The sequence below is a fragment of the Chloroflexota bacterium genome (assembly GCA_020161265.1).
GTDB lineage: Bacteria > Chloroflexota > Chloroflexia > Chloroflexales > Herpetosiphonaceae > Herpetosiphon.
Window position 1 is genome coordinate 446,747 of record JAIUOC010000003.1, and the last position, 15,700, is coordinate 462,446.

Sequence of the window (15,700 nt, forward strand, 5' to 3'; positions counted from 1 at the left end):
TTTCAAAACGACCGTTGGATACATGCAAAGGAAATCCAATGACAGACTATACAACGATCGCCGAATCAAACAACTTTATTGTGCTCGATCACTATACCAAGCAATTGCGGCTGGCCGAAAGCTACCAGAGCGAAGATGCCTTGGAGCGCGAGTTTATTAAGGATTTGCGAGCTCAGGGCTATGAGTATCTGGCGACATTAACCACCCCGCAAGCGCTATTGGCCAATCTGCGTGAGCAATTGCAAACCCTGAATAACGTGCAATTTTCCGAGGCCGAGTGGCTGCGCTTTGTTGAAACCTATCTGGATAAACCCAGCGACGGCATTATCGAAAAAACTCGCAAAATTCACGACGACTACATTCACGACTTTGTATTTGACGATGGGCGGATTCAAAACATCTATTTGCTCGATAAGCAGACCCTTGCCCGCAACAAAGTCCAAGTGATCAAACAATTTGAACAAACTGGCAGCTACGCCAATCGCTACGATGTAACGATTTTGGTCAATGGCTTGCCCTTGGTGCACGTTGAGTTGAAAAAACGCGGCGTGGCGATTCGCGAAGCCTTCAACCAAATTCACCGTTATAGCAAAGAAAGCTTCAATACTGAGCACTCGCTATTCCAATATGTGCAAGTATTCGTGATTTCCAACGGCACCGACACCCGCTACTTTGCCAATACCGTGACCCGCAATAAAAATAGTTTTGATTTCACCATGAATTGGGCCAAAGCCGATAACAGCCCGATCAAAGATCTCAAAGATTTTACCGCCACCTTTTTTCAGAAAAACACCTTGCTGCATGTGGTGCTCAAGTATTCAGTGTTTGATGTGAACAACACCCTGCTGATTATGCGGCCCTATCAAATCGCCGCCACCGAACGGATTCTGCGCAAAATCAATAGCTCGTATCAGGCCAAAACATGGAGCAACACCGAAAGCGGCGGCTACATCTGGCATACTACTGGCTCCGGCAAGACCCTCACCAGTTTCAAAGCGGCACGACTGGCCACCGAACTTAGCTTCATCGACAAAGTATTTTTTGTGGTTGATCGCAAAGACCTCGATTACCAAACCATGAAAGAGTATCAGCGTTTTTCGCCGGAGAGTGTCAACGGCTCTGAAAGCACCGCCGGACTCAAGCGCAATTTGGAGCAAGACGATAACAAAATCATTGTTACCACCATCCAAAAGCTCAACAACCTGATGAAAGCAGAAGGCGATCTTGCGATCTACCATAAGCAGGTGGTTTTTATTTTTGATGAATGTCATCGTAGCCAGTTTGGCGAAGCGCAGAAAAATCTCAAGAAAAAATTCAAAAAGTTCTATCAATTTGGCTTTACGGGTACGCCGATCTTTCCGCAAAACGCCTTGGGTGCTGATACCACCGCCAGCGTGTTTGGCCGTGAATTGCATGCCTATGTCATCACCGATGCCATTCGCGATGAAAAAGTGCTGAAATTCAAGGTCGATTACAACGATGTACGTCCGCAGTTCACGGCGCTCGAAAGCGAAACCGACGAGCAAAAACTCAACGCCGCCGAACACAAAGCGGCATTGCTGCACCCAGCGCGGATTCGCGAAATCTCGCGTTATATTCTGAATATCTTTCGTCAAAAAACGCATCGACTGCAAGCGGGCAGCAAAGGCTTTAATGCCATGTTTGCCGTCAGCAGCATCGAGGCCGCCAAAGCCTACTACCAAGCGCTGAATCGCATTCAGAATGACGCTGAGCAGGCCAAAAATCCGCCGCTCAAAATCGCGACAATCTTCTCATTCGCCGCCAATGAAGAGCAAGATGCGATTGGCGAAATTCTCGACGAAAGTTTTGATGTAGCAGCGATGAACCCCAGCGCCAAAGAATTTCTAAGCGCCGCCATCGCCGACTACAATGCATTCTTTACAACCAATTTCAGTGTCGATAGCAACGGCTTCCAAAATTATTACCGCGACCTTGCCAAGCGAGTGATCGCCAGAGAAATCGACCTGCTGATTGTCGTGGGAATGTTTTTAACTGGCTTTGATGCGCCGACCCTCAACACCCTGTTTGTCGATAAAAACTTGCGCTATCACGGCTTGATGCAGGCCTATTCGCGCACCAACCGCATCTACGATGCCACCAAAACCTTTGGCAATATCGTTACCTTTCGTGATCTAGAGCAAGCGACGATTGATGCGATTACCTTGTTTGGTGATAAAAACACCAAAAACGTGGTGCTTGAAAAAAGCTACAAGGAATATATGCAAGGCTTCACCGATCTAGTCACTGGTGACGCACGGCGTGGTTTTATCGAGGTGGTTAGGGAGTTAGAACAGCGTTTTCCTGAGCCTGATGCGATTTTTCTCGAAAAAGACAAAAAAGACTTCGTAAAGTTATTTGGTGAATATTTGCGGGTCGAGAATATCCTGCAAAACTACGATGAGTTTGCCAGCCTGAAAGCCTTGCAACGGCTTGATCTCAGCGATCCGCAGGCGGTTACCGATTTCAAGGCTGAGCATTATTTAAGTGACGCTGACCTGAGCGCATTGCAAGCCATCCCCATCCCTAGCGAACGCACAATTCAGGATTACCGATCGACCTATAACGATATTCGTGATTGGCTGCGCCGCGAAAAGTCTGCCGAAGAACAGCAAAAATCCACGATTGATTGGAACGATGTCGTGTTTGAGGTAGACCTGCTTAAATCGCAGGAAATTACGCTTGATTACATCCTTGAGTTGGTTTTTGAGCAACACAAGAAGAACAAAAGCAAAGGCGAATTAATCGAAGATGTGCGCCGCTTGATTCGGGCCAGCCTTGGCAACCGCGCCAAAGAAAGCCTGATTGTTGATTTTATCAACCAAACCAACCTCGACGCGATTGGCGACAAGGCCACGATTATTGACGAATTCTTTACCTTTGCCCAAGCCGAGCAGACCCGTGAAGCCGCAAACTTGATTCAGTCGGAAGGCTTGAACGAAGCTGCGGCCAAGCGCTATATCCTTGCCTCGTTGAAACGCGAATACGCCAGCGAGAACGGCACTGATCTTAACGCGACCCTGCCAACCATGAGTCCGCTTAACCCACAGTACCAAAGCAAAAAACAGCGAGTTTTTCAGCAAATCTCCGCATTTGTTGAAAAATTTAAAGGTGTAGGTGGCCAGATTTAAGACCCCTCAGCCCGCCCTCTCGCTACTGCTTCGGGCGAGAGGGTGAGGGCATGTCACTGCCTAAACATGCACAATCAAGCGCCCAATTTCACTGAGTAAGGTCAAGATGGCGATCGCCAGCGTAAGCCGACAAACCCGAATCACATAGCGTTCGAAACGGCTAATTTCTTCATCACGCGCCACGCCTTTGAGATTAACATCCTCGCGCAAGGCCTGCCAAATCCAGTCGGTGGGCATGCGCACAACCAAGGGCGTGAGCGCCGACCAAACCACATAGCCCACCGCCAGAATCACCAGCGGTTGCAGATGTTGCAGAAACGAAACCAAAATAAACGAAAGCAAGGTTGTCCAGACGAACATCAACAAGGCTTTGATATAGCGCAACACCAAGCGCCGCAAACACAAGGCATAGCGGACGACTGAAATTTCAGTTCGCGCTACCTCTTCGATTAACGTGCGATCCAAAAAGCCTGATAACCCCAAAGCCGTGTTAAAACGATCGATCGCTTGCTGACTGACTTGGCTTTGATTAACTCCTTGGCTGGCAAGCTGGGCAGCATCACGACTGGGCGGCACGATCAAGCCCTCGCTTTGCTGATAAACATGATCATAAAAAGCGGCTTCGTGGCGCTCAAAAGGCAAAATAAACTCCAGCAAATCGGAATTATATTGATGCTGAATCACCAGTCGTTTGACTGCTGGCGCTTCGTCGGTGGAGAAGGCCAAGCCCGAAAGGATAAAGCGCGGGTTAAACAATTTGTGGGTAAAGCCTGGGCTTTGGTTGGCAAAATAGAAATAGACAATATCCTTGAGCAACAGCAAAAAAGCATACAGCGGGATGCCCAAAGTGGCGATAAACGGAATAAACAGTAAGATATACAAACCCAAATCGGCAGTTGCCGACCATGAAAATTGGCCCGCCTGCCAGAGATTGTACAATTGCTCAATCTGGGTCAGCACGATTTTGTTGATATCGCTGATCGCATCGCGAAAAAACACTGGCAACAAAATCAACAGGCCAGCCCCATTCAAAAACACCCCGGCAATCCGGTGCATAGTCGAGATGCGCACCTCGGCGCGTTGCAGAAATGCCCGCATCGCCTGACGTTCATCGCTACTTGGTTGATAGGAATCCATTGGATCTGACCTTTAATTCAAAAGCCCCTAGCATTGCTGCTAGAGGCTGGGTTTAGTGTTGGGCGAAAGCTACTCCGCGCCTTCTTCGGTTGGCAGCGAGGTTGAAATATCGTAAATCAAAATCTGAACATCCAAATCGTGTTCGGTTAACAAGGCGATTGAACGTTCGCGAGTGGCATCACGAATCGCATCCTCATGGTCAGCCGGGGCATACACCCGAATCGCTAACTCATCGCTGCCTCGTTTTTTATAGCGTAACACGGCATCGGGCGAAACTCCCAAGACCAAGTTGGTCAATTCGGTTTTGGCTTCGTCAAGCGTCATTGAACATCCTCCTGACTAATCGAACTATACAGAGGCAGAGGAAAGCGCCGCAGCAGCAGTGCTGATTCGGGCGAGCGTCACAGCTTTACCTAAAACCGCCAAGGTTTCGAATAGGCCTGGCGAGGTAGTGCGCCCACTGATGGCAACGCGAATAGGCATAAACACTTGGGGAATTTTCAGCCCAAGTTGATTGACAAAATCATGCAAGAGCTTGTCTAAACTGGGCGCATCCCAGGTTTCGACAGCCTCAAAACTGGCTTTGACTTGGCCCAGTACCTCAACCGTTTGCGCCGGATCGCCCTTCTTTGGCACAAGCAAGGCTGGGTCGTAGCCTTGGGGGTCTACAAAGAAGAAATCGAGCAATTCAGGCGCTTCGCTTAGTAATTTGATTCGTTCTTGCACTAAGGGCAAAAATTCGGTAACTTTGGCCAATTCGGCGGCAGTTGGCTCGGCACTGATCAAGCCTGCCTTGCTGAGATAGGGTGCGACTCGTTGCGCCAACTCGGCTGGAGCCATGTTGCGCAGATAAACCCCATTGAAATGCAAAAGCTTATCGCGATCAAACACCCCGCCCGATGGCCGAATCCGATTCAGGTCAAAGCGCTCGATCAACTCTGCAAGGGTCATAAACTCAGTTTTATCATCGTATGACCAGCCGATCAGGGCCAAATAATTGACAATGGCTTCGGGCACAAAGCCTAAATCGATATACTCGGTGACCGAGGTATCGCCGTGGCGTTTGGAAAGCTTCTTACCATCGCTGCCCAAGACTTGCGGCACATGCACCCAAACAGGTTGCTCCCAACCGAAGGCCTCGTAAATTTGATGATGAATTGGCCAAGTTGGAATCCACTCATCAGCCCGCAGCACATGGGTGATCCCCATCAAGTGATCATCGACCATGGCAGCGAGGGCATAAGTTGGGAAGCCATCGGTTTTCAACAACACTGGGTCGGGCATTTTCAAGGCAGCATTATCAAAGACAATTTCGCCGCGCACAAGGTCTTGCACCACCGTTTTACCCGTGGTTTTCAGGCTTAGCCGCACGTTATAATCAGCGCCTGCGGCTTCCCGAGCAGCATCGTCGATGCCTGGCAAATTGCGAAACACCAAGAGCTTTGGCTCGCCGCGAGCTTCACGTTCGGCGTTGATCGCCGCAATTTCGTCGGCAGTAGCATACGAACGATAGGCCACACCTTTATCGATCAAGGCTTGGGCGTGAGCTTGGTAAATTTCCAAGCGTTCCGATTGTTTATAGGGTGCGTGAGGACCGCCAACAATTGGACCTTCATCCCACATTAGGCCGATCGCTTGCAACGAACTGGTTAATTGCTCTTCTGCCCCTTCAACAAAGCGCTTGCGATCGGTATCTTCAATCCGTAATAAAAATTGGCCGCCAGTGTGGCGAGCCCACAACCAGCTAAATAACACGGTACGTAAACTACCGATATGCAGATAGCCCGTCGGACTTGGCGCAAAGCGCGTGCGGGCTGGTGTTGGACGATCCGACATAATACCTCCTTGCGTCGCGATTATACCATAGCCATTGCTGGCGGTGATATTGGCGCGGAACCCTTCTCGCTTTAAACAGCTACGCCACGTTGACAAGTAGCAACTCGTGAACGTGGCGCAACCTTGACCATGGAGCAAAATTTAGCCAACCGCCTCGGCAATTTCATCGAAGGTAAATGGAGAACCGGCGCGGCGAGCTTCATCATTTAACATTGGCTCTAAGATCCGTTGCAAGGCCATCACGTGCGAGCATGTATTCCAGTGGGCGAAAAATTCACAATCGCAATGCCATTCGCCGCTTGCCAACAACTGGACTTGATGATTGTTGCCACCACGGAAGGTAGCGCTAAACTGTTGAATTGCAATTCGTTCAGGTTCTTGGGCGTACCGTTTGGCTTTGTCGATCTTGCTAATCATATCGGAGTACATTGGACGATCCTCCATTATATAGCGAAAAACGCCGTGAGCCGTTCCCACGCCGTAGCGTTGGCACAAAAAACGACACAGGCTGATGCCTCTGCCGTGCTATCGTTAACCCAATTGTCGAATCCAATTCGCATGTGGGTGGGCCTTTCCGTTACAGGAGCCTCTTGCTGTGTATTATAACAGTGCCTGAGAGTGCGTCAAGGAACATTTGGTGAATCTTTGTGAGCATTTGGTTAGCAATTTACCACCAGATGGGCTATCTAAAACGAGGCTAAATTTTTGAGACCAAGCCCGAACCCTTATGCTATAATTCACCCATAAGAATGCCAACAAACAGATGCTTTTATGGAGGAAATCGATGCCTATTCGGCGCTGGACACGTCCGCTAGCGGGCGTTTTATTGGCAAGCAGCTTGGTTGCTTGCGGTGGTACTGCTGATGACAACGTGGGGGTGTTTAAAGGTGTCCCCGATGTGGTTGTTGCTGGCTCAGTAAGCAATGATTTGACAATTGACAGTGCCGAAGGTGGTACTTTGGCGTTTGCCAAAACCGAGTTAACCGCTGGTACGGGCGAAATCAAAGTAACCTTTAACAATAAGGGTGCTGTGCCGCATAACTGGGTTTTGGTTAGCCCAGGCGAAGAAGATAAAACCGTGACCGATGCTTCAACTGATGCAAACTTTGAAGCCAAAAATGCCTTGGCCCATACCCCAACAATCAATGGCGGTGAAAGCAACCAAGTGACATTTAATATCGCTGAAGCTGGAACCTACAGTTTTATTTGTACCTATCCTGGCCACTATGCTGGTGGCATGAAGGGTACATTTAAGGTTGTTGCTGCTGGTGGCGGGGCTGCACCTGCTGGCGGCGGGGCTGGCCTTACCGTTAATAGCGGCGATGCTGCTAACATGACCTTCGTCGAAACCGAATTGAGCGCCAATGCTGGCGAAGTCACGGTTAGTTTCAATAATGCTGGTACGTTGCCCCACAACCTCGCGATTGTTAAGCCAGGCGAGGAGCAAAAGGCTGTTGATTCAGCTGTGGCTAACGCCCCTGATTTTATGCCAAGTGCCGATACAGTTCTTGGTACGACTAAAACCATCAATGGTGGTGAAACCGCCAGCGTGACTGCAAACCTAGAACCTGGCACCTATAGCTATATCTGTGCCTATCCTGGCCACTATGCTAGCGGCATGAAGGGTACACTCACTGTCAAATAAGCGCTTGAGCTTAATCGAAACCGCGCTGGATCAGGACGATTCAGCGCGGTTTTTTATTGGCGAAATATTGATTGATTTAGGCAAACCAATGGTTAGAATGCTGCGATTTGGATTTAGGTTTTGCCGGCAGTGAACTTGGGTACCGCCCGCGCCAATGATTGATTTGAATCGACATAATATCACGTAGAAATTGATACGCATCGCGAATTGGATGGACTTTTGAGCCAGCCACATCAACCCAATCAACCGGGATTTCAATCGTTTGATAGCCAAAAATATCGGCAATCACCAATAATTCGAGATCGAAGGCAAAACCATTGATCGTTTGGACTTGGGCAAGATGCTTGGCAACCGTGCGATGAAACAGTTTGAATCCACACTGGGTATCGTGAATCTTCAATTTTAGCCCATGTTCGACGATCAGTCGTAGCCCGGCACTCATCACACAGCGGCCTAAACTGCGTTGTTTGGTTTGGAGCAATTGCTTGGCGCGTGAACCAATCGCGATGTCATAACTACCTAACTCCAACAACGGCAGCATGTTATCCAGCTCGGTAATTGGTGTAGCGTTGTCAGCATCGGTGAATAAAATAAAATTACCTTTAGCGGCGATAATGCCTGCCCGAACCGCATGCCCTTTGCCATGGTTACGCGTGCTCTTGATGATAGTGAGGTTGGGGTAGCGCTGAGCTTCAACTAAACTGAGCGTTTGATCGCTGGAGCCATCATCGCTGACGATTAATTCCCACGAGCGACCTAGGCTATTCAAGTAGTCGATGATTGTATTGATCGTTGGAATGATGCGTTTTTGTTCGTTGAAACAGGGGATAATCACTGAAAGTTCGGGGACTTGCCCGCTGGCTGTTTGGACGTTGGTTGGCGTTGGCTGAAGCATTGTGGCAATCCCGTCAATAGTTAAATGTCGAATGCTGGCAGCATAGATCTGATAGCCCTTGGATGATATGGTCTATCAGTCCGCCCTAGCATAGCCCGTTTTGCAAGCTCCTATAATGATTCGTAGCGTTTTGCTTGGGCAACTAGGGGATGACTTTGCGCTAGCCTGTGGGTGAGGCTTGTTGGTATGGAGTTTAGGTTGGGGAATTTAAAACCCATCCAATCAAGGTGCTGACTGGATGGGCTATTTTTGCTTAAACTGTGCGGCTAGCTTGCTGACCAAGGATTTCGGTTTCGTTCCATGGGCGCATAGTGCCACCTGGAATATGGCCACAAATGCCGCCTTTGATCACTTGGCCAGGCACTTCATGACCCAATAAGCTTTCGATCAATTTGGCACATGAAACCAATTTTGGAATATTGAGGCCCGTGTCGATGCCCATTTCGTGGAGCATATGCACGGTGTCTTCGGTGCAGATATTGCCTGGTGCACCTGGCGCAAAGGGACAACCACCAATCCCGCCGATGCTGGCATCGATTCGATCAATCCCAACTTCGAGTGCCGCCAGAACGTTGGCCAACCCAGCGCCACGGGCGCTATGCGGGTGTAAGCGTAAGGGTGCGTGGGGAAAGCGCTCACGCAATGCTCGCACAACCGCTTGGACTAAGCGCGGGTGAGCCATGCCAGTAGTATCGCCAAGCGTAATTTGGCTAGCTCCGAGCGCCAAGAGCCGTTCAGTCATGGTCACAACCCGCTCGATCGGCACATCGTTTTCAAAAGGGCAGCCAAAGACCACCGAGAGCACCGCCTCAAATTCGATTGAAGCTTCTTTGAGCGCTAAGGCGATATCGGCAGCAGCAGCCAGCGATTCGTTGATGCTCATGCGCACATTGCTTTGATTATGGCTTTCGGAAGCGCTCAAAAAGACCTGCACCGAATCGGCGCGGGCTTCGATTGCCCGTTGAGCACCACGTAAATTGGGCGCAATCGCGCTATAAATCACATCGGGGCGGCGCTCGATCCGCGCGAAAACCTCGGCGGTATCGGCCATTTGGGGCACATAGCGCGGGTTGACGAACGAACCAACTTCAATTTGGCGCAAGCCAGAATTATTGAGGGCATTGATTAACAGGATTTTTTGCTCAGTGGTGAGGATACGATCCTCATTTTGCAAGCCATCGCGGGGGCCAACTTCGCGGATGCTGACAGTGCTGGGCAGGTTGGTTAAGGGAATCATCATCGACTCCTTCGATATGTGTTAGCGGGCGTTGGAGTGCAACACCCGCTGAACACGAGCGCTAATCGCCATTGATTAGCGTTTTGGATAAATAACAATTTTTCGATGCTCACCTTCGCCAGCACTTTCGGTATAGACTGACGGATCGTCGCGCAGCGCCATATGAATGATGCGGCGCTCGAATGAACTCATTGGCTCAAGTGGCATTGGGCGGCCTGATTGGCGTACCCGTTCAGCCATACGCAGTGCCAAGCCCTCAAGCGAATCTTGGCGACGTTGGCGATATTGGCCAATATCGATCACAACTTGCGACCAGCGCCCAGTTTGGCGATGAATCAAGACATTCAGCAGATATTGCAATGAGCGCAAGGTTTCGCCACGGCGGCCAATCATCAGACCGGTGGTTTCTTCATCGACACCCTCGATATGCAAGGTTAGCGTATCTTCTTCATCATCGGAGCCTTTAGCCTTCTGTACAACTGGCGTTACAAAGGCATCGATGTTCATGCGGGTGAGCAACGCCTCGAGCAACTGGCGAGCGAGCGCCACAGTTTGCTCATCGGTGCTGGCTACACGGCGGCGACGACGTTTGGGTTGCTCCTCATCGTCCTCATCGCCATACTCAGCGAGCAACTCATCCTCATCATCATCGACGCTGACGCGGACAAGGGCTGAATCAGCGGTTTGCGCTAAAACCTCGATCAGAGCTTCATCTTCATCTTTGCCGAGTTGGGCGAGGGCTTGAGCCACGGCCTCGGCCACGCTTGCTGCGCGTACTTCAACTTTTTGCAACGCCATGTCCTACACGTTCCTCCGAATTATAAGCCGAGACTAGCGCCGTTTTTTCGGCTTGCCAAGCTGCGCCTTAACATCTTCAATTGCTTGTTCGGCTGCGATGTCGCTGCTACCACTATCGGCGGTAGCTCCTGCGGCGCTGACATCAACAACTGGTTCTAATTTCCCAAGCGCGGCCCAAAAATCGCGGCGCTGGGGCTGATCACTGGGAGTTTCTGGTTCTTCAATCGTGATTGTAGCCGATTCTGGCAATGGTTGGTGCAAGAAACCAGTTTTTTCGGGCAAAAATGGCAAATATTTGGATAACAAGCCAAAGCCCGAGGTGAAATATTGTTGCACCAATTGAATCAACGACCCCGTGACCGAGTAAAGGGTGGCCCCTGCTGGGAATTGGAAATAGATAAAGCCAAAAATAAATGGCATAAACATCATCACTTTGTTCATTGAGGCTTGCTGTGGGTCGGGGTTGCGTTGCATTGCCATCAAGGTTGTGATGAATTGGAGCGCGATCGCCAAAATTGGTAAGATAAAGTAGGGGTCGTGGGCACTGTTGACCGTCACGCCATTTTCAATCAAAGGCGTTAAGCGGGGCAACCACAAAAACTGCACTTGTTCAGCGGTTGCGGGAACTGAAGTACCAAATAATTGAATCGCTTGCCAAACCCCAAACAAAATTGGCAACGAAATCAAGAGCGGTAAACAACCACCAACTGGGTTGGCCCCATGCTCACGATAAAGCTTCATGGTTTCTTGGGTGAGTTTTTCGCGATCTTTGCTATATTTACGTTGCAATTCACGCAATTTTGGCTGAATCACCATAATTTTGCGTTGCGAACGTAATTGCTTCAGCGTGAGCGGTAACATGCCCAAACGAACTAAAATCGTAAAGGCGATAATTGCCCACCCCAAGTTGCCAAACAGATGGAACAGCCATTCGAGAAATGGTAAAAAGATTGGACCAAGAAAATTCATAGCCGTGTATTCCTACGTTGTTATAGCAAAAAACCCTGTGCCAAACTATGGAACAGGGTCTTCACCACCCTGTGCCCATGGATGGCAACGGGCGATCCGTTTCAGTGTCAACCATGTACCTTTGAATGCCCCATATTTCGCGATAGCTTGATAGCCATAGTGGGAACAGGTTGGCGTATAGATACAACTTGGTGGTGTATATCGCGAAAAACGCTGGTACAAGCGAATTAGTGCCAATAAGATCTTACCCATGGCGATCTTCCTGTGATGGTTGTTCACGATCATGCCATAGCTGCGCTTGTTGCAGTAAACGCGAAACGGCCTGCTGAATCTGCTCCCAGGCCGCTGTGCGAAATCCCGCTCGTACAATAAATATCACATCCCAACCTGGGCGAATTTGATCGTAGACCAAACGCGTTGCTTCGCGCACTTGACGTTTGTAGCGATTGCGTTCGACGGCTGTGCCCAGCGACTTACGAACGACAATCCCACAACGAACGCGATTGGCTCGCGCTGGTGCGACGCTCAAGACCAAGAGTGGATTTGACCATGTACGACCGCCTTCGCGAACGCGGCGAAAATCGCGTGGCGAGCGAAGGCGCTGTGAACGTTGCATTGTTTAGCGATGACCGCCTGGGCCTGCTGGTCGGCGTTTGTCGCTAACAGTTAACTTCCAGCGGCCACGTTGACGACGTGCTTTCAAAACGGCGCGGCCTGTGCGAGTTTGCATGCGCTCCAAGAAACCGTGAACACGGCGGCGCTTGATGCGTTTTGGTTGCCAAGTTCGTTTTGGCATTGTGCGAATCCTCCGGTGTCAGACGAAACAAAAGCGCGTGCTCGCGCTTCTGTATAGATAAGACAAAATTGATAGCACGCCGCCATGGACGCGCTGTAGCTTATCTATTATAGCCTGACCGTCTAAACCATGTCAAATTGTATCATTCTATGCCTAACAATTAATTGTTGCTGAATAGCTAGGTCTGCGATTTGCTGAATCAGGTAGAATAGCGATGAATTGATTTTGTAACGTAATCGGAGTGCAATGATGCAAGTTCCGCTAACCCAACTAAGCGATCATATCGCCATGATCGATAATGGCCTGCTAACAACCGATGGTTTTGGGGCAACCTATGTGATACAAGGCGATCAGGTTGCCTTGATCGAAACTGGTACATCATTAACTGCTGAAGCCACTTTGGCTGGTTTGCAACAATTAGGCATTGCGCCCGAAGCCGTTGAACACATCCTTTTAACCCATGTGCATATGGATCACAGCGGTGGGGCGGGGATTTTGGCGCAACATCTGCCTAATGCCAAGGTTTATTTGCATTCAATGACCGCTGAGCATTTGGTCGAGCCAAGCCGTTTAATGCGCAGCGTCGAACGGGCGGTTGGTCAGATGTGGCATGTCTATGGCACGATGCTGCCGATTGCTGCCGAACGCATGCTTGCCGCCGAGAATCTAAACCTGAATCTTGGTAAAGGGATTGTGTTGCAAGCAGTGCCAACGCCTGGCCACTCGCCCGATCATTTGGCATTTTGGGAAGCACACTCGGGCACAATGTGGGCTGGTGATTCAATTGGTATCTTGATGAGCACGTTTAATCTGAATATGCCAGTTACTCCGCCGCCAGCCTTTAATTTGGCCGATCAACTGCAAGCCTTCCAAACCTTGGCGCAGTATCCAATTCGCCAATTGTTGCCGTCGCACTTTGGCCCAACTGTGGCTGCCCCATCCTTGGCACTTGAAGAAATGCACCAACGCTTGGTCAACATTGTGCGCGATGTGCGTGATCATCTACATCTTACAGAATTGCCAGTTGAGGCGATTGTTGAACGAGCACTACCAACCAACGAGCCAGTTTCGCCAGCGCTAAATTTGGTGTTATGGGGCAATTTATCGATGAGCGTGCGCGGCTTGAAACTGTTTTTCGAGCGTAACCCGCAAGCTGTTGAATTAATTTAAGTGCTGAAACGCAGGATCAGCCTGATCCTGCGTTTTTGATTAATCGTTCAAGCTCAAAATCGTATTGGAAATTTGTTCGCCCAAATCGCGGCGGCGCTCTAGGAGTTGGGTCGTGAGGTCGGGCTGGGTCAAACGGAGCCATGAAGCGGCGGTGGCTTCACGCACTGCACGCCAGCGTTCGCTCCAGCGTAGGGCAATAAAACCAAATAATGGAGCTAACACAAGCACAATCATGCCAGCTTGCCAGGTTGTCAATAACCCGATGATCAGGCTGCTAATAATCCAGCCAATTGGTTGCAGCACGATGCCTGCGATCAATTTAATTGTGCTCAATACCTCTAGCTCTTTGGTCATGCGGGTCGCAATAATGCCGCTCAGCCGATACATCGGGTAACTAAGCACAATGCCGCACGCTGCTGGAATAAAGGCGAGGGCTGTCCACAGAAATTTGCGCCAAAAGCGCCAGCGCGTGGCCAAGGGCAATTGCGGCGACCATGGATCGGCGATGCCCAGAAGCCGTAAAGTACGGGCATAGCGTTGCGCTTTGGCGGCGAGCGTCGCCAATTGCACCCGTTCGGTAGGGGTGAGCGAAGTATAGGCTTCGCGTCCACTGGGGCGTTTGCGGCGCAACCGATCGACTGTCCAGCCAACCATCACTGGCAGACCTCGCAATAATTCAGCATTGCCAGCCTGAAACACCACGCCGCCCAAATGCTCGGCCATGCGGCTGGTCAAACTGGCAACAGCCTGTTCGCGTTCGGCCTCGGCATGCTGAAATTCGGCTACATTGATTGGTTTGCCAACTAATAAGAGCACCGAAGACCGAAAAATATGCTTATCTTCATACCATAAGCCAATTGGTACGATGTTGAGATCAAGTTGCCAATTATGCTCGGCCTCGGCTCCGAGCGCAATCCTCGCTGCGCCTGAGCGTAGTGGCAATAAATAAGCCTCAGAGTGTGATGTGCCTTCGGGAAACAAGGCTAAATGATGTTGATCAGCTAAAAGTTGACGACAACGAGCAAAGGTTTGCTCATTTTGATCGCGGGTATTCGAGCCTTCAGCGGCATCACGTTGGCGATAGATCGGCAATGCACCAAAGTTTTGCATCATCCAACGGCCAATTGGGTTGTTGAAAAAAGTGTTTTTGGCCAAAAATGCTACAGGCTGACCAAGAATTAACATCAATAAGAGCGGGTCGAGCAAGCCATTGGGGTGATTGAGCACAAACATCACCCGCCCACGAGGCAACTGCTCCAAGCCTTCGACGGCGATCCGAGGGTAGTACAAACGTAAGAGCCGAAACACCAGCCAACGTACAAAACGCCCCATGAAAATACCCCCAATTTCTGTGATACGATAGCTGCAAAGGAGGCAGTTATGAATACCACCGAACTACGCGAATTGCTTGCTAGTTTGCCCCCAGCCCTGCTGCAAGCGCTTGAAAGTGGTGATGTACTGGCGGTTGAAGCCGCCTTCGCTGCACTATCAGCTGAGCAGCAAAGCTTGGTTGCCCAGCAACTTGAGCAGTTTCAGCAACTCCAGGTTGAGCAAGCGCTAGACCGCTACGCTGAAGCCCCAACCCTTGAGCAATTGATCGAACAACTACCCGCTGATTTGCGCGAAGCAGTGCTAAATAATGATCAAGCCCAAATTCAGGCCTTGTATGATCGGCTCGAACGCCATGAACAAGACCAACTCGGTGAGTTATTGCTCAGCATTCAAATGCTGGTAGTGCAACAGAGTGATGCTGGCGGCGGAATGGATCTCGAAGATTTTGCAAGTTTGCTTGATGCTATTGTAGCAGCAACTGACGATCCTGCGCTACCACGCGCCGAATTACGCCTGACCTTGGCAGACCTTGAGAGCCTTGGTTGGCAACTCAGCGCGGCAGTTGAGCAGATTTGGGCTGGCGAACGTGATCCTCAACGTTTATTGAATGGCCTTGATGATCGTGATCGTGATTTGATTAACTATATTCTCGCGACGCTCAAGCATTAATATACTCAACATAACCAACAGTTGATTGTACCCAAAGATACATTGGCTGTTGTAGCCGAGGGCTTGC

At 50.0% G+C, this 15,700-nt stretch carries 16 protein-coding genes; 4 read left to right on the forward strand and 12 right to left on the reverse strand.

Annotated features, from left to right (window positions below; translation table 11 throughout):
- Window positions 1–38: 38 nt before the first annotated feature.
- Complete coding sequence (locus tag LCH85_09260; protein MCA0352171.1) at window positions 39–3,149, forward strand: type I restriction endonuclease subunit R; 3,111 nt, start codon at window positions 39–41, stop codon at window positions 3,147–3,149.
- 60 nt (window positions 3,150–3,209) lie between these two features.
- On the opposite strand, the gene LCH85_09265 is transcribed toward LCH85_09260, so the two are convergent.
- The 4 genes from LCH85_09265 to LCH85_09280 all read right to left on the reverse strand — a co-directional run bounded on the left by LCH85_09265 (window position 3,210) and on the right by LCH85_09280 (window position 6,551).
- Window positions 3,210–4,286 (reverse strand): hypothetical protein, encoded by a 1,077-nt coding sequence (locus tag LCH85_09265; GenBank protein ID MCA0352172.1) that lies wholly within the window; start codon window positions 4,284–4,286, stop codon window positions 3,210–3,212.
- Between the two features lie 69 nt (window positions 4,287–4,355).
- Window positions 4,356–4,610, reverse strand: coding sequence for a hypothetical protein (locus tag LCH85_09270; protein MCA0352173.1), 255 nt, complete (start codon window positions 4,608–4,610; stop codon window positions 4,356–4,358).
- A 24-nt stretch (window positions 4,611–4,634) separates the two neighbouring features.
- Entirely contained in the window at window positions 4,635–6,122 is a 1,488-nt protein-coding gene (gene gltX / locus LCH85_09275) for a glutamate--tRNA ligase (protein MCA0352174.1), read from the reverse strand.
- Between the two features lie 141 nt (window positions 6,123–6,263).
- A complete protein-coding gene (locus tag LCH85_09280; GenBank protein ID MCA0352175.1) occupies window positions 6,264–6,551 on the reverse strand; it encodes a hypothetical protein in 288 nt (95 codons plus the stop codon).
- 355 nt (window positions 6,552–6,906) lie between these two features.
- Here LCH85_09280 and LCH85_09285 point away from each other — a divergent pair, with 355 nt between their 5' ends.
- Window positions 6,907–7,767 carry a cupredoxin domain-containing protein gene (locus LCH85_09285; protein MCA0352176.1) on the forward strand — a complete coding sequence of 287 codons (861 nt, stop codon included), beginning with the start codon at window positions 6,907–6,909 and terminating at the stop codon, window positions 7,765–7,767.
- A gap of 76 nt (window positions 7,768–7,843) precedes the next feature.
- Here the strand turns inward: LCH85_09285 and LCH85_09290 are convergent, their stop codons facing one another.
- The 7 genes from LCH85_09290 to rpmH all read right to left on the reverse strand — a co-directional run bounded on the left by LCH85_09290 (window position 7,844) and on the right by rpmH (window position 12,462).
- Window positions 7,844–8,662: a glycosyltransferase family 2 protein gene (locus LCH85_09290; GenBank protein MCA0352177.1), complete on the reverse strand. Its 819-nt coding sequence runs from the start codon at window positions 8,660–8,662 to the stop codon at window positions 7,844–7,846.
- Between the two features lie 253 nt (window positions 8,663–8,915).
- A complete protein-coding gene (locus tag LCH85_09295; protein MCA0352178.1) occupies window positions 8,916–9,899 on the reverse strand; it encodes a hydroxymethylglutaryl-CoA lyase in 984 nt (327 codons plus the stop codon).
- A 75-nt stretch (window positions 9,900–9,974) separates the two neighbouring features.
- Window positions 9,975–10,697 carry a KH domain-containing protein gene (locus LCH85_09300; protein MCA0352179.1) on the reverse strand — a complete coding sequence of 241 codons (723 nt, stop codon included), beginning with the start codon at window positions 10,695–10,697 and terminating at the stop codon, window positions 9,975–9,977.
- A 33-nt stretch (window positions 10,698–10,730) separates the two neighbouring features.
- Window positions 10,731–11,666 (reverse strand): YidC/Oxa1 family membrane protein insertase, encoded by a 936-nt coding sequence (locus tag LCH85_09305; protein MCA0352180.1) that lies wholly within the window; start codon window positions 11,664–11,666, stop codon window positions 10,731–10,733.
- Window positions 11,667–11,711: 45 nt separating this feature from the next.
- Window positions 11,712–11,918: a membrane protein insertion efficiency factor YidD gene (gene yidD, locus LCH85_09310; GenBank protein ID MCA0352181.1), complete on the reverse strand. Its 207-nt coding sequence runs from the start codon at window positions 11,916–11,918 to the stop codon at window positions 11,712–11,714.
- Window positions 11,911–12,282 (reverse strand): ribonuclease P protein component, encoded by a 372-nt coding sequence (rnpA, locus tag LCH85_09315; GenBank protein MCA0352182.1) that lies wholly within the window; start codon window positions 12,280–12,282, stop codon window positions 11,911–11,913. Before rnpA ends, yidD begins: the two co-directional genes overlap by 8 nt.
- A 3-nt stretch (window positions 12,283–12,285) precedes the next feature.
- Window positions 12,286–12,462 (reverse strand): 50S ribosomal protein L34, encoded by a 177-nt coding sequence (rpmH, locus tag LCH85_09320; protein ID MCA0352183.1) that lies wholly within the window; start codon window positions 12,460–12,462, stop codon window positions 12,286–12,288.
- Window positions 12,463–12,708: 246 nt separating this feature from the next.
- Here rpmH and LCH85_09325 point away from each other — a divergent pair, with 246 nt between their 5' ends.
- On the forward strand, window positions 12,709–13,632 hold the full coding sequence (locus LCH85_09325) for an MBL fold metallo-hydrolase (GenBank protein MCA0352184.1): 924 nt from the start codon (window positions 12,709–12,711) through the stop codon (window positions 13,630–13,632).
- 39 nt (window positions 13,633–13,671) lie between these two features.
- Here the strand turns inward: LCH85_09325 and LCH85_09330 are convergent, their stop codons facing one another.
- Window positions 13,672–14,964: a 1-acyl-sn-glycerol-3-phosphate acyltransferase gene (locus LCH85_09330; protein MCA0352185.1), complete on the reverse strand. Its 1,293-nt coding sequence runs from the start codon at window positions 14,962–14,964 to the stop codon at window positions 13,672–13,674.
- A gap of 48 nt (window positions 14,965–15,012) precedes the next feature.
- Here LCH85_09330 and LCH85_09335 point away from each other — a divergent pair, with 48 nt between their 5' ends.
- Window positions 15,013–15,633: a hypothetical protein gene (locus LCH85_09335; protein ID MCA0352186.1), complete on the forward strand. Its 621-nt coding sequence runs from the start codon at window positions 15,013–15,015 to the stop codon at window positions 15,631–15,633.
- Window positions 15,634–15,700: the final 67 nt, after the last annotated feature.

Bases quoted from the DNA above. Each gene is read 5' to 3' on its own strand.
- LCH85_09260 (MCA0352171.1), top strand. From the start codon at position 39: ATGACAGACTATACAACGATCGCCGAATCAAACAACTTTATTGTGCTC.
- LCH85_09265 (MCA0352172.1), bottom strand. From the start codon at position 4,286: ATGGATTCCTATCAACCAAGTAGCGATGAACGTCAGGCGATGCGGGCA.
- LCH85_09270 (MCA0352173.1), bottom strand. From the start codon at position 4,610: ATGACGCTTGACGAAGCCAAAACCGAATTGACCAACTTGGTCTTGGGA.
- gltX (MCA0352174.1), bottom strand. From the start codon at position 6,122: ATGTCGGATCGTCCAACACCAGCCCGCACGCGCTTTGCGCCAAGTCCG.
- LCH85_09280 (MCA0352175.1), bottom strand. From the start codon at position 6,551: ATGTACTCCGATATGATTAGCAAGATCGACAAAGCCAAACGGTACGCC.
- LCH85_09285 (MCA0352176.1), top strand. From the start codon at position 6,907: ATGCCTATTCGGCGCTGGACACGTCCGCTAGCGGGCGTTTTATTGGCA.
- LCH85_09290 (MCA0352177.1), bottom strand. From the start codon at position 8,662: ATGCTTCAGCCAACGCCAACCAACGTCCAAACAGCCAGCGGGCAAGTC.
- LCH85_09295 (MCA0352178.1), bottom strand. From the start codon at position 9,899: ATGATTCCCTTAACCAACCTGCCCAGCACTGTCAGCATCCGCGAAGTT.
- LCH85_09300 (MCA0352179.1), bottom strand. From the start codon at position 10,697: ATGGCGTTGCAAAAAGTTGAAGTACGCGCAGCAAGCGTGGCCGAGGCC.
- LCH85_09305 (MCA0352180.1), bottom strand. From the start codon at position 11,666: ATGAATTTTCTTGGTCCAATCTTTTTACCATTTCTCGAATGGCTGTTC.
- yidD (MCA0352181.1), bottom strand. From the start codon at position 11,918: ATGGGTAAGATCTTATTGGCACTAATTCGCTTGTACCAGCGTTTTTCG.
- rnpA (MCA0352182.1), bottom strand. From the start codon at position 12,282: ATGCAACGTTCACAGCGCCTTCGCTCGCCACGCGATTTTCGCCGCGTT.
- rpmH (MCA0352183.1), bottom strand. From the start codon at position 12,462: ATGCCAAAACGAACTTGGCAACCAAAACGCATCAAGCGCCGCCGTGTT.
- LCH85_09325 (MCA0352184.1), top strand. From the start codon at position 12,709: ATGATGCAAGTTCCGCTAACCCAACTAAGCGATCATATCGCCATGATC.
- LCH85_09330 (MCA0352185.1), bottom strand. From the start codon at position 14,964: ATGGGGCGTTTTGTACGTTGGCTGGTGTTTCGGCTCTTACGTTTGTAC.
- LCH85_09335 (MCA0352186.1), top strand. From the start codon at position 15,013: ATGAATACCACCGAACTACGCGAATTGCTTGCTAGTTTGCCCCCAGCC.